Here is a 13,729-nt window from a genome sequence, read left to right as displayed (position 1 = left end):
AGATTTGAATTTGTTAGAGTTTAAGAATTAAATCACCATTGCCTGATTTTTTTGAGCCCGAATCAAAATTTGCTTTGCCTGTATTTATGATATCGCCATTTCCGGTTAATCTAGCTGAAAGCGTTTCAGAAACATTTACAGTTAAATCTCCGTTTCCAGTGCTTTTTAATTCAGCTTTTTTAACGTTAAGATTTGAAGCGTCAACATCGCCATTTCCAATTTTAATAATGTCCAAAACATCAATTGTACCGCTAACATTGCTATCGCCGTTTCCAGTATTTTCCAGTTTAAAGTAACGGCCTGAAATATTCTGAACACTCAAATTACTGTTTCCGGAATTTTTAATGACACTCGCTTCTGGCATTGTAATTTTGATTTTCAAATTGGTATTTTCAACATACATTTGATTGTCTTTGTTTCCTTTGAATTGAATTTTTAATTCATTCTCTGAAACATTTTCCGATAGATGTAAAAGACTTTCCAGGTTGTCATCAATTGTAATTAAAATACTCCAAGGTTTACCAATTTCGACTTCGATTTTTCCATCTAAATCTTCAAAATAGACTTTGTCAAAGTTTTTGTAATAGAAGGTTTTTGTAACTATTTTTCCTGAACCCTTTAGTTGCGCATTTGCAAACGACGTAATTATTAGTACGATTGCGAAGAAGATTTTTTTCATAATTTATGCTTTAGGTTTTGATGCTGTTAGTAATTAACAACAGGGCAAAGTTGGAGCATAAAAAACTGATGAGCGCTTCAAATTATAATTTGATACTCATTTTTAAAGTGTGTAAATCGTTAAATAGGTGTATTTTATAGAAAATAGAGATATTCTTTGGGTGTTTTTCCGGTATTTTTTTTGAATGCGCGGTTAAAAGTTGCTTTGGAGTTAAATCCACAATCGAAAGCAATTCCTAGTAAGGTCGATTTTTTATGTTCGCCATTTGCAAAACTATTTTTTACAGCTTCAATCCGGTAAGTGTTGATGCAATCGTTAAAGTTCATTTGAAAACCTTGATTGATGGTTTTAGAAATTATTGAAGCGTTGGTTTCTAATTTTTTTGCTAAATCCGTAAGTGTTAATTCAGGATTTTTATATAGTTTTTGTTCTTGAATCAGCGTTTCAATTTTAGATTTCCAATGCTCGATTTCGGGCGAAATCGTTTCTTTAAAAGTTTCATGCTGAATATCAATAATCGTTTCTGTTTCGTTGGGTTGATTTTCACCCAATAAAAGAACAGGGTTTTTATTAAATAATGACATTTTATACGGAATGGACGACAGTACAGGATTAGAATATCCCATGACAGCAACGTAATACATGACAATCGAAAAGAACAAATAAAACCACCAGCTACCTTTGTAAGATTTCATTTCTGGATAAATATATTCAATGATGTCAAAAATAATTGGCAAAACGAGCATTACCAAAAAGGCAATCAAGTACGTTTTTATCCATTTAAACAAAATGGAATCAGCGTAGCTTACCACCTGAAACATTAGTTTTTTGTATACATTATAGTATCGAATACTTAAAATAAAATAAATAATCATTGAGGCTAAACCTAGTTTTTGATACAATGTATCAAAATCCTTGTCCATTCCGTCTTTATAAAAGTAGTAATCACCATAGATGAACTTATCGTAAATAAAAATAGAGATGATATAAATAAAATAGATACATCCAGGAAGCAAATGACCAATGTCTTTTTTTGAAAATTTAAAAGAAGGATTCAACAAACTTTGCGTGTAAAAAAAGATTACGGGTCCAATAAAAAAGAGATGCTGTAACGGTGTGTAAAACAAAATATCCCGGTACGGTTGATTGTCATACCAGCCACCAAAACCAAGAAGCCAAGGTGCAATGTAGAGACTACATAGAAAAATAAAAAGACTCAGCCAATAATTCGATTTGTTTTCGGTTTTAATAGCTTTAGCAAGTAATAGACAACTGTAAATAATGCCTTGGCTAAAAGAAATAAGTAAAACGGAACTATAAAATCCAAAGTCAAAGTGCATCTGTGTGTTTTTGTAAAAATAGTATTAATTTATAATCGATTGTTATACTTAGTATTACTTTTTTTTGAGTGTTAATTAACTCAAAATAAAACTATAACAAGTGTTTTTATAACTAACTTTGCCTTCCTTTAAAATTAAAATATACTTAATTTGAACTTCGATAAAATCAAAGAAAAATTAGAAATTCTCGCTGACGCAGCAAAATATGATGTGTCATGTTCTTCTAGTGGCGGCAATCGAAAAAACACTAATAAAGGACTTGGTGATTCGTCAAGTTCGGGAATTTGTCATACGTATACAGAGGATGGGCGTTGTGTTTCGTTATTAAAAATTTTATTGACAAATTTCTGTATTTACGATTGCGCCTATTGCGTTACTCGAAAAAGTAATGACATTCAGCGCGCTGCTTTTACCGTAGACGAAGTCGTTGATTTGACCATCAATTTTTACCGAAGAAATTATATCGAAGGACTTTTTTTAAGTTCGGGAATTTTCAAAAATGCCGATTATACCATGGAACGTTTGGTACGTGTGGCCAAAAAATTACGGTTAGAACACAATTTTAACGGATACATTCACTTGAAAAGTATTCCTGGTGCGAGTGATGAATTAATGCGCGAAGCCGGATTATGCGCGGATAGGTTGAGTATGAATCTTGAAATCCCTACTGAATCTGGACTAAAACTATTGGCACCAGATAAAAACCATCAAGACATGATAAACCCGATGCGTTTCGTGAAAAATGAGTTGATTCAATATAAGGAAGAAAAGAAAAAATTTAAAAGCACACCCAAATTTGCTCCAGCTGGTCAAAGTACTCAAGTAATTATAGGCGCAACACAGGAAAACGATTTTCAAATCATTCAGGTTGCGGATCATTTTTATAATAATTTTAATCTGAAACGAGTGTATTACTCCGGTTATGTTCCGGTTTCTAACGATGCTAGATTGCCGGCAATTGGCGCTCAGGTGCCGTTGGTTCGCGAAAACAGACTCTATCAAGCCGATTGGCTCATGCGTTTTTACGGCTTTAAAGCCAATGAAATTCTGGAAAAAAACAATCCGTTTCTTGATTTAGAAGTGGATCCTAAGATGGGTTGGGCGTTGCGAAACATCACGCAATTTCCGGTAATTGTCCAGAATGCTCCGCTAGAAATGATTTTGCGTGTTCCAGGAATCGGAGTAAAATCGGCACATAAAATTGTATATGCAAGACGATTCCAAAACTTGACAATGGAACATCTAAAAAAAATTGGCGTATCGGTAAACAGAGCCAAATATTTTATATCGGTGAGCAATGAGAATACCCATTTAAAATTCTTGAATGCCCTGAATTTAAAGGAAATTATTCTGGGTGACATGAAATCCAAGTTTGAAAAACCATTTGATAATCAATTATCATTACTCAATGACGCAACTTTCTTACGATAATACTTTTGAAGGCTTATTGACTGCAGTTTTCGAAATTTATGAATACAAATATCCAGAACCTAAAATCAGTAAAAAAGACGATCTTCAGCAGAATTTATTCGCCGAAAAAATAGAGATCACTACTGATGTTTCTAAATCAGATCGGGTAATAAAAAAACTCAATGCACAAATTGGAAGTGATGGTGTTCGTTGTATTATTTGGGCTTTTCTCTCCGAAAAACCAGCTGTCGAAGATGTGATTTTCGATGTAATTAATTACGCGGTTCAAAATCCTACTATTAATATCATGAAGGATTTTTCGAATGAAAGTGTCTTGCAAATTTCTCAACTTACTAAAAATGTTGGTCGCGAAAAACATAGAATGGAAGCTTTTATTCGGTTTGAACAATTGAAAGACGGTATTTATTTTGCTAAAATTGATCCTGATTTCGATGTGTTGACTTTGATAATTAAACATTTTAAAAATCGCTACCAAGATCAAAAATGGATTATTTATGATTTACGCCGCAAATACGGTGTGTATTACGATTTGAATGATGCCGAAATTGTGATGATGGATTTAGACATCAAATCGTTGGATGATAAAAACAATCAAGTTTTCTCAGATACTGAAATCAATTATCAAAAACTATGGTGGGAATATTTTGATCATACCAATATAAAAGAACGTAAAAATACCAAGCTGCACGTTCAACATGTTCCCAAGCGCTATTGGAAATACCTAACCGAAAAGAAAATGTTTTAGACTTACAAACATTTACGTATTTTTGCAAAAAAAATTCCCTTGATAAAAATAGGCAACATAGAATTACCAGATTTCCCTTTACTTCTTGCACCCATGGAAGATGTGAGTGATCCGCCGTTTCGTAGATTGTGCAAAATGCATGGTGCCGATATGATGTATTCTGAATTTATTTCATCCGAAGGTTTAATTCGTGACGCTATCAAAAGCCGAATGAAATTAGATATTTTCGATTATGAGAGACCCGTAGGAATCCAGATTTTTGGCGGAGATGAAGAAGCTATGGCGTTGTCTTCAAAAATTGTTTCCACGGTAAACCCAGATATAATCGATATTAATTTTGGATGTCCTGTCAAAAAAGTGGTTTGCAAAGGAGCCGGAGCCGGAGTTCTAAAAGATGTTGATTTGATGATTCGTTTGACTCAGGCTGTTATCGATAGTACGCATTTGCCTGTAACAGTAAAAACCCGTTTGGGTTGGGATGATAATTCCATTAATATTGATGAGGTTGCAGAGCGTTTACAAGATATTGGTGTTGCCGCTTTGAGCATACACGCCAGAACCCGTGCTCAAATGTACAAGGGCCATTCCGACTGGTCACATATTGCCCGAGTAAAAAATAATCCAAGAATTACAATGCCAATTTTCGGTAATGGAGATATCGATTCTCCAGAAAAAGCATTACAATATAAAAATGAATACGGCATCGACGGAATTATGATCGGTCGTGCTGCAATTGGTTATCCTTGGATTTTTGACGAAATCAAACATTACTTTAAAACGGGAGAACATTTAGCAAAACCAACGGTTATAGACAGAGTAGAAGCTGTCAGAAATCACTTGACTTGGGCCATGGAATGGAAAGGCGAACGATTAGGAATTGTGGAAACGCGTCCTCATTATACGAATTATTTCAAAGGAATTCATTCCTTTAAAACCCACAAACAAAAATTAGTAACACTAGATCGACCGGAAGAATTATTCGCCGCTCTAAATGAAATCGAAGAAGCGTACGTGGGATACGAGGTTGTTTAAAACACAAAAGGCTTAACAAATTTGTTAAGCCTTTTGTATTATACTTCAATACGTTTCCATTTTCCTCTTTTGTAAAGAACGATACTTGCCAAAGTAATTGCGGTTTCGGCTATAGGAATCGCTATAAAAACACCAGTTGGTCCCATTTTATAATATTTGGATAATAAATAAGCCAACGGAATTTGGAACAACCAGAATCCGAAAAAATTAATCATTGTAGGAGTCCAGGTATCACCGGCACCATTGAATGTATTAATTAACACCATCCCTATTCCGTAAAAAACATATCCCAAACACATGGTTTGTAATGCTTCAACAGCAATCTTTTGAATAATCAGGTCGTTAGTAAAAAATGAAATCAGGGAACTTGAAAAAACCAAGGTAATAACCGTGATAGTCGCCATAAAAATCACATTGTATTTTGCTGTGGTAAAAACTGATTTTTCGGCACGTTCAACTTTTTTAGCACCTAAATTTTGACCTACTAAAGTTGCTGCGGCATTGCTTAATCCCCAAGCAGGAAGAATAAAAAACATCATGATGCGCAATGCCGTTTGATATCCCGCCGAACCGTGATCTCCACCGGTTGTGGCGACCAATTGAGCCAAAAATATCCAACTACAGGAAGCAATAACAAATTGCAATACTCCAGGAGCAGCGATTTTTACCAATGCTTTAATCTGTTCCAAATTTGGAATAAAATAAGAAGGTATGATTTTTAAAACTCCTCTGCCATTAAATAAATGATACAATTGGTAGAAAACACCAATACTTCTTCCTATAGTTGTTGCCATTGCGGCACCCATTAATCCAAAAGCAGGAATGGGTCCAAATCCATTAATTAATATGGGACATAAAATAATATTACAAATGTTAGCCAACCAAAGACTTTTCATGGCAATGGCTGCGTTTCCTGCGCCACGGAATATTCCGTTAATAAGAAATAAAAGCATGATACATAAACTTCCGCCCATCATAATTCGAGTGAAGTTTAGCCCATATTCAGCAGCATCAACGGAGGCTCCCATAAATAACAAAATATCTTTGGCGTAAATGAAACCCAAAATGCTGATTATTGTATTGATAACAAATGCAATAATGATGGCTTGCATTCCGGCTTTTGCAGCAGCGACGGGATCTTTTTCGCCAATTCGACGAGCAACAACCGCAGTAGCGGCCATACTAATTCCGATAGCAATAGAATAAACAATCGTGATTACTGATTCGGTTAAACCAACTGCTTGAATAGCATAGCTACTTTGCTCTAAATGACCAACAAAATATAAATCGACTAGAGCGAAAACCGATTCCATGAGCATTTCCAATACCATCGGAATGGCTAAAAGAATTACCCCTTTTTTGATGCTTCCAGAGGTATAATCAAAAGATTCATCTCCTTTGATGGCTTGTTTTAAAGTTGTGTAAATTCGAGAAAATAAGTTTTTTTCTACTGTTGTTTCTGTCATGATTAATTAGGATTAATGAGGAAATCAGTCCAGACTTATTAGCTGAACTTAAAAGTAAATAAAGTGGTCCTAATTATTTTAGAAATAAAGAAGGACTAGACAGAAACTATCATAGCATTTAGATTTTAAGAAAAGTAAATGTAAATATTCTTTTTAATTAAAAAAATTACTCTAACAACTTCTTGCTCACGCGACTACTCGCAATTAAGGAAGCAACAAAGCCAAGCGTGACTATAGTTCCCATAACAATAAGAACATTTTCGAGAGAGAAAATCACAGGATAAGCCAGTGTAGGAGTAATCATAACCAACTGAAAATATTCTTGTAACAATACGATTATAATTCCTAGAGCCAAGCCAATAATTCCGCCAAAAACACTCAATAAAGTGCCTTGAAGCAGGAATATTTTTCGTAAATCCTTGATTTCAGTTCCAAGATTAAAAAGGGTTTTTAGGTTCCCTTTTTTGTCTAAAATCATCATTATCAGTGCGCCAATCAAGTTGAATAGCGCCACAACAATTACTAAAGTAAAGATTAAATATACCGCAATATTCTCCGTATTCAACATTTTATAGAGCGATTCGTTGAGTTGAGCCCTGTTTTTTACGGTGATTTTATTGTTGAAAATGGTTTGAAGTTGATCTGTAATGGCACTTTCATCAGCATCAGTTTTCGTCTTGATTTCAATTCCGGAAACCTGATTGGTTTTGTATTCCAATAATTCTTGTGCTAAACCTAGATCTGCAAAAACATATTTCGAATCAAGGTCGTCGCTGATAGCGTAAATCCCAACAGGAATTACATCGGTTTTGTTAAAAGCTTGTTCCGGATTTTCGATAGCGCCTTTTCCTGGCTTTGGAACCAAAACTTCCAACTGATTATTAAAATCCAATAATCCCATGGAGAATTTTTGAGAAATTCCATAACCAACCACCACTTGATACGTATCCGGTTTCAGCCACTGCCCGTTGAAAAGTTTTTTCTCGATAGCATTTACTTTGCTAAAATTAACATCTACACCTTTCAAGTACGTAACTTCCTGTTTACCGTTAAAAGTGAATAAAACTCGCTCTTCAATAATTTTAGTATACGAAACCAAGCCGTCAATTTTCTTGATTTGGCTTTCCTTGCTTGGAGAAATCAAAAAGGATTTTCCTAAAGTGCTGCTTATTTTTAAATCGGGATCAATGTCATTAGTAAATGAAAGACTAAAAACCTTCAACCCGCTAAAAACGGATAAAACCACAAACAAAGCCATGGCGCCAACAATAATTCCCAAACTGGCAATACGATTGATGATGTTTATAGCATTGTTTTTACTGTTGCTAAGAATGTAGCGTTTGGCTATGTAAAGGGGGAAATTCAAATTTTATTGAAATCTGCGTTTGTCCAAAAGATCTCTGTTTTCAATAGGATTATCTCTATTTGCTAAAGCATTGTCAATTTTTTCAATGTAATCTAAAGAGTCGTCAATAAAGAAAACCAAATTTGGAACTTTTCTTAATTGCAAACGAACACGTTGTGATAAATCATGCTTAATATTTTTAGCATTGGACTTAACCGCCTCTAAAATCTCTTTTGCTTTTTCCTGAGGAAAAACACTTAAATGCACTGTAGCTACTGATAAATCTGTAGTCACAGTAACCTTGGATACCGAAATGATTAAATTAGCCAATCCGTTTTTTCTCACTTCACCTTGCAGAATATCAACCAAATCTTTTTGGATAACCCCACCTATTTTTTTCTGTCTATTTGTTTCCATGCTGCAAAAATACTACTTTTAAGTTTTATCCCGAAGTTTCGGGGCAAATTTTAAAAGTAACCTATTAATACTTGTATTTTTAGAAGCTATTTCCTGCTGTACGCTATATCTTTCCCGCCATCCCGAAGCTTCGGGACGGCAGGAAAGGATGCCGCTACCATCAGGGCTAGGGATTTGGGAAATTAGAACGTTAATTCTAAATCAGAAATCTAAAATCGTTAATCAGAAATCTAAAAACGTAATGCAAAGACCTTCATTCTCCATATACGACGCATCGGCCGGCTCCGGAAAAACCTATGCGCTTGTCAAAGAATACCTAAAAATCATCCTTGTCGCGCCAAAAAATGATGCCTATCGCAACATACTCGCCATTACGTTTACTAATAAGGCGGTACACGAAATGAAAAGCCGAATCGTAGGCAGTCTTTCTGAATTTGCCAAGGATGAACCAAGTGCAAAAGCGCAGGATTTAATGCAGGATTTGGTGAACGGAAAACGAAAAGAAAATAATCCTGAAGAATGGAGCGAAGAGCCAATAGGACTTTCGATTATCCAAATCAAAACTAAATCACAGCAAATCATCAAGCATATTATTCATAATTATGCTGCTTTTGATATTTCGACCATTGATAAATTCACGCACAAAGTGATTCGGGCTTTCGCGCATGATTTGAATTTACCTATGACTTTTGAAGTTACATTAGACACCGAAAATTTATTGATTGAAGCCGTCGATGCAATAATTGCGCAAGCAGGTGAAGATGAAACATTAACAAAACTGCTTATCGATTTCACGATGGAAAAAACCGATGATGATAAATCTTGGGATATTTCGCGTGAAATTCTTGAAACCGGTCGTTTGGTTTTAAACGAAAATAATAGAAACGAAATCACGCATTTTCAAGATAAATCTATCGCTGAGTTTGTCGAAATCAAAACCAAACTTTCCGAAGCCTGCAAAGACTTAGAAAAGCAAACTATTGTTTTTGCTGAAGAAGCATTGACCTTAATTGATAAAAACGGGATTGACACCAAATCCTTTTCTAGAGGCACTTTTCCAAATCACATTAATAGTATTCAGCAAGGGAAATTCAATCCTAAGAATAAAATGTTTCATGAGTTTGATGATATTGCAATTAATAAAACGGCAAAAGATCGTGCGATTATTGAAAACCTTATTCCTGAATTTTTACAAATTCTATCGAAAGTTTATTCGACTTTCGAAAAGATAAATTTCTATAAAGCGTTCCTGAAAAATATTACGCCTTTGTCATTGCTGAATACAGTGAGTAATGAATTAGCCAAAATTCAGGAAGAACAAAATGTACTTTCCATCTCGGAATTTAATGCAATTATCCATCGGGAAATTCAAAACCAACCTGCTCCTTTTATATATGAACGATTGGGCGAACGCTACCGTCATTTTTTTATTGATGAATTTCAGGATACTTCCGAAATGCAATGGCAGAACCTGATTCCGCTGATTGACAATGCGCTTTCGGGTCAGGATGATTTTGGTGTAAAAGGAACTTTGATGATTGTGGGCGATCCAAAACAATCTATTTACAGATGGCGAGGCGGAAAAGCGGAACAATTTATTGAATTAAGTAAAGACCAAAATCCATTCAATAATCCGGACAAAAGACTCGAGCATTTAGATAAAAATTACCGTAGTTATTCGCAAATAATCGAATTCAATAATGATTTTTTTAAATTGTTGTCTAATGAATTTGAGCATTTGGATTATAAAGATCTGTATGAAAATCATAGTCATCAAAAAACGAATGACAAAACCGGTGGATACGTAAATATTTCTTTTATTCCAAGAGTAGAAACTTCGGAAGATGATGAAGAAACTTTGGATAAAACGGATTTGTATGTTTTGGCAACCTTAAATACGATTCAAAAAACGTTAAAACAAGGCTTTCAATACAAAGACATTGTGATTCTGACTCGAAAACGAAGTCAAGGAATTGCGATTGCGAATTATTTAACGGAGCAGGGAATTCCGCTTTTGTCATCCGAAACCTTGATGATTCAAAACGCCACCGAAGTTCGATTAATTATTCATTTACTGAAATACTTGAAAAATAGTTCCGACTTGGAATCCAAAGCTAATTTTCTTCAATATTTAGCTCAAAACAGTCAGGATAAATTACCGATTCATGATTTTATCGCTAAAGGAATGGCGTTATTTCAAGAAGCTGATTTCGAAGAGTGGTTAATGAGTTTTGATGTTTCGCTTTCGTTTCAAAACATTCGAAAAAAATCATTGTATGAAGCGGTGGAGACAATAATAGCAAAGTTCCTCACCCCAGCCCTCTCCAAAGGAAAGGGTGACGGAATAGTTAGTAGTGGGGATAAAAATAGTCTTATTGAATCAAATAAATTAGGGTTCATGACAGGCGGTAATTATTCTCATCTTTTGATAGAAAAAGCAAAAGAAATGCGAAAGCAGCCCACACATGCTGAGAAAGTTCTTTGGATGGAGCTTAAATCGAAAGCACTAGAAGATTATAAATTTAGGCAACAACATTTGATAGATGATTTTATTGTTGATTTTGTTTGCCTGTCCAAAAAACTGGTTGTTGAAGTGGATGGTGAATACCATTTTACTGAAGAACAAATTCAGTTGGATAATTATAGAACAATTACTTTAAATAAATTAGGCTATAAAGTCATTCGATTTACCAATGAGCAAGTAGTAAAGAGTATTCCAGAAGTTTTAAAAGAGATAAAAAAGGAGTTAGTCAGTCAAGAAATTTTTCTAGATTCTATTGCTCCAGTTTCGGCTCCTTCCCCTTCGGGGAGGGTTGGGGAGGGGAATGCCTACGTCCAATATTTTTTGGATATTGTTTTAGAACGCGACATTCGCAACCAGGCAGGGATTTCGGATTTCTTGAATTTCTGGGATAAAAACGCGGAGAAATTTAGTATTCCATCTCCGGAAGGAACTAATGCTGTTCGGATTATGACGATTCATAAATCGAAAGGATTGGAATTTCCAGTCGTGATTTTTCCTTTTGCCGAAGAAGATTATACCAGAAAGCCAAAAGATAAACTATGGCTCAATGCTGCAGAACAAGATTTTGGTTTGCCAAAGGTTTTAATTGATAATAGCAGTGCGGTAGAGGGTTTTGGAGAGGAAGCTGCTGAGGTTTACAATCAAAAAAAACAGGAAGAATTATTGGATAACATCAATGTTTTGTACGTGGCTTTAACGCGTGCCGAAGAACAATTATATGTTATTTCGAACATGAATTTATCCAGTAAGGGGGAATTGCCAAAGAATAATATGTGTTCATTTTTTATTAATTATTTAGATAACAAAGTTGGGTTTGACGAAAATCAATTGGAATATGAATTTGGTAATTCGATGAAATTATCTGTTGGGAAAGAGCACGTCGATACTTCAAAAACGATTCCTTTGGTAACGGAAATTCTGAATCCAAAGAATATAAAAATTGCGCAACGAGAAGCATTAATGTGGGGAACGCATCAGCAGGAAGCTATTGAATATGGGAATGTTATTCATGAAATTTTATCTTTTGTAAAAACTAAAAATGATGTTGATTTGGCAATTACAAAGTCTATTGAAAACGGATTGATCACTTTTGGTCAAAAAGAAATAGTTCTTAAAACGATTCAGGAAATTGTTAATCACAGTGAATTAGAAATTTGTTTTGCTGAAGGAAATGACGTTTTGAATGAGCAAACTATTATTCAGAAAGAGGGCACAACTATTAAGCCGGACCGAATGGTTTTGACAAAAAACAGAGAAGTGTTATTACTAGATTATAAAACAGGAACACATAATGTGAAATACCAACAGCAATTAGAAAATTATCAAACAGCAATTGAATTAATGGGTTATAAAGTGACAAAAAAAGCACTTATTTACATCGGAAAAGAAATCGATGTAGTAAATTTGTAGCCTAAAAAGTGAATAATTCGCAAAATTGAACTTTAAAAACATAAGAAATGTACGGAAAAATAAAAGAATATCTTCAAGCAGAATTACAAACTATTGAAGATAACGGAATTTTCAAAAAAGAAAGAATTATAACTTCGCCTCAAGGAGCAGAAATCACTATTTCTACAGGAGAAACTGTTCTTAATTTTTGTGCCAATAATTATCTTGGATTATCATCGCACCCAGAAGTGATTCAGGCTGCTAAAGATGCTTTGGATACGCATGGTTTCGGAATGTCATCAGTTCGTTTTATATGCGGAACTCAGGATATTCATAAAACATTGGAAAGAAAAATTTCTGAATTTTATGGTACTGAAGATACCATTCTTTACGCGGCAGCTTTTGATGCTAATGGTGGAGTTTTCGAACCCTTGTTAGGAGAAAATGATGCGATAATTTCAGATAGTTTGAATCACGCTTCCATTATAGATGGTGTTCGTTTGTGTAAGGCGGCTCGTTATCGTTATGAAAATAGCAATATGGAAGATTTGGAACAACAATTAATCAAAGCTACTGAAGCTGGAACTCGTTTCAAATTAATTGTTACCGATGGTGTTTTCTCAATGGATGGTGTTGTGGCTCCTTTGGATAAAATTTGTGATTTAGCCGATAAATATGACGCGATGGTTATGGTAGATGAATGCCATGCTGCCGGATTCATTGGTGCAACCGGAAAAGGAACGCTCGAGGCAAAAGGCGTGATGGGAAGAGTCGATATTATAACAGGAACATTAGGGAAAGCACTTGGAGGTGCGATGGGTGGTTATACCACTGCCAAAAAAGAAATCATTGAAATATTACGTCAGCGTTCCAGACCGTATTTATTCTCAAATTCTCTTGCTCCAGCAATCGTTGGCGCTTCCATCAAAGTTTTTGAATTATTAGAAAAGGATACGACTCTACGTGATAAATTGGAGTGGAATACTAATTACTTCAAAGATGGGATGAAAAAAGCCGGTTTTGATATCATAGATGGCGATTCAGCTATCGTTCCTGTTATGCTTTATGATGCAAAATTATCCCAAACAATGGCTGATGAATTGTTAAAGAGAGGAATTTATGTTATTGGATTCTTTTTCCCAGTGGTACCTAAAGATAAAGCAAGAATAAGAGTACAACTGTCTGCTGCCCACTCTATAGAGCATTTAGACAAGGCAATTAAAGCCTTTACTGAAGTTGGAAAAACGCTGAATATTATATAATTCCCACTTTTAATCATGTTTGTAGGTTTTTTTTAACATATTATTTTGTAATTTAAAATTTACGTACTACTTTTGCTTATAATTAACTAAATTGTAATT

At 34.7% G+C, this 13,729-nt stretch carries 10 protein-coding genes; 5 read left to right on the top strand and 5 right to left on the bottom strand.

All coding sequences use genetic code 11. The annotated features are described in order from the left end of the window. Window positions 1-13: 13 nt before the first annotated feature. A complete protein-coding gene (locus DR871_RS03205) occupies window positions 14-679 on the bottom strand; it encodes a GIN domain-containing protein (protein WP_113664886.1) in 666 nt (221 codons plus the stop codon). A 134-nt stretch (window positions 680-813) separates the two neighbouring features. Next, window positions 814-2,019: a helix-turn-helix domain-containing protein gene (locus tag DR871_RS03200; RefSeq protein WP_113664887.1), complete on the bottom strand. Its 1,206-nt coding sequence runs from the start codon at window positions 2,017-2,019 to the stop codon at window positions 814-816. Window positions 2,020-2,169: 150 nt separating this feature from the next. Between DR871_RS03200 and DR871_RS03195 the strand changes: the two genes are divergently transcribed. From DR871_RS03195 to dusB, 3 genes are read left to right on the top strand one after another with little or no spacing between them, the layout of a single operon-like run. After that, the gene (locus tag DR871_RS03195; RefSeq protein ID WP_113664888.1) at window positions 2,170-3,450 is read left to right on the top strand and encodes a putative DNA modification/repair radical SAM protein; all 1,281 of its coding nucleotides are present in this window, start codon (window positions 2,170-2,172) and stop codon (window positions 3,448-3,450) included. Beyond that, window positions 3,428-4,195, top strand: a complete 768-nt coding sequence (locus DR871_RS03190; RefSeq protein WP_113664889.1) for a TIGR03915 family putative DNA repair protein — start codon at window positions 3,428-3,430, stop codon at window positions 4,193-4,195. Before DR871_RS03195 ends, DR871_RS03190 begins: the two co-directional genes overlap by 23 nt. 39 nt (window positions 4,196-4,234) lie before the next feature. Beyond that, complete coding sequence (gene dusB, locus DR871_RS03185) at window positions 4,235-5,227, top strand: tRNA dihydrouridine synthase DusB (protein ID WP_113664890.1); 993 nt, start codon at window positions 4,235-4,237, stop codon at window positions 5,225-5,227. Window positions 5,228-5,265: 38 nt separating this feature from the next. On the opposite strand, the gene DR871_RS03180 is transcribed toward dusB, so the two are convergent. From DR871_RS03180 to rbfA, 3 genes are all read right to left on the bottom strand, one after another. Then, entirely contained in the window at window positions 5,266-6,693 is a 1,428-nt protein-coding gene (locus DR871_RS03180; protein WP_113664891.1) for an MATE family efflux transporter, read from the bottom strand. 166 nt (window positions 6,694-6,859) lie between these two features. After that, complete coding sequence (locus DR871_RS03175) at window positions 6,860-8,059, bottom strand: ABC transporter permease (protein WP_113664892.1); 1,200 nt, start codon at window positions 8,057-8,059, stop codon at window positions 6,860-6,862. A gap of 3 nt (window positions 8,060-8,062) precedes the next feature. Beyond that, on the bottom strand, window positions 8,063-8,455 hold the full coding sequence (rbfA, locus tag DR871_RS03170) for a 30S ribosome-binding factor RbfA (protein ID WP_091166278.1): 393 nt from the start codon (window positions 8,453-8,455) through the stop codon (window positions 8,063-8,065). Window positions 8,456-8,696: 241 nt separating this feature from the next. On the opposite strand from rbfA, the gene DR871_RS03165 reads away from it, so the two are divergent. Together DR871_RS03165 and kbl are read left to right on the top strand one after the other, a co-directional pair. Beyond that, on the top strand, window positions 8,697-12,389 hold the full coding sequence (locus tag DR871_RS03165; protein ID WP_113665461.1) for a UvrD-helicase domain-containing protein: 3,693 nt from the start codon (window positions 8,697-8,699) through the stop codon (window positions 12,387-12,389). A gap of 47 nt (window positions 12,390-12,436) precedes the next feature. Then, a complete protein-coding gene (gene kbl / locus DR871_RS03160) occupies window positions 12,437-13,630 on the top strand; it encodes a glycine C-acetyltransferase (protein ID WP_113664893.1) in 1,194 nt (397 codons plus the stop codon). Window positions 13,631-13,729: the final 99 nt, after the last annotated feature.

The sequence above is a fragment of the Flavobacterium petrolei genome (assembly GCF_003314435.2).
Taxonomy (GTDB): Bacteria; Bacteroidota; Bacteroidia; order Flavobacteriales; family Flavobacteriaceae; genus Flavobacterium; species Flavobacterium petrolei.
This window is presented reverse-complemented; position numbering and strand designations above follow the sequence as displayed.

What these genes read in the sequence shown, in the direction of transcription:
- DR871_RS03205 (WP_113664886.1), bottom strand. Translation starts at nt 679, where the DNA reads ATGAAAAAAATCTTCTTCGCAATCGTACTAATAATTACGTCGTTTGCA.
- DR871_RS03165 (WP_113665461.1), top strand. Translation starts at nt 8,697, where the DNA reads ATGCAAAGACCTTCATTCTCCATATACGACGCATCGGCCGGCTCCGGA.
- DR871_RS03190 (WP_113664889.1), top strand. Translation starts at nt 3,428, where the DNA reads ATGACGCAACTTTCTTACGATAATACTTTTGAAGGCTTATTGACTGCA.
- DR871_RS03200 (WP_113664887.1), bottom strand. Translation starts at nt 2,019, where the DNA reads ATGCACTTTGACTTTGGATTTTATAGTTCCGTTTTACTTATTTCTTTT.
- rbfA (WP_091166278.1), bottom strand. Translation starts at nt 8,455, where the DNA reads ATGGAAACAAATAGACAGAAAAAAATAGGTGGGGTTATCCAAAAAGAT.
- kbl (WP_113664893.1), top strand. Translation starts at nt 12,437, where the DNA reads ATGTACGGAAAAATAAAAGAATATCTTCAAGCAGAATTACAAACTATT.
- DR871_RS03180 (WP_113664891.1), bottom strand. Translation starts at nt 6,693, where the DNA reads ATGACAGAAACAACAGTAGAAAAAAACTTATTTTCTCGAATTTACACA.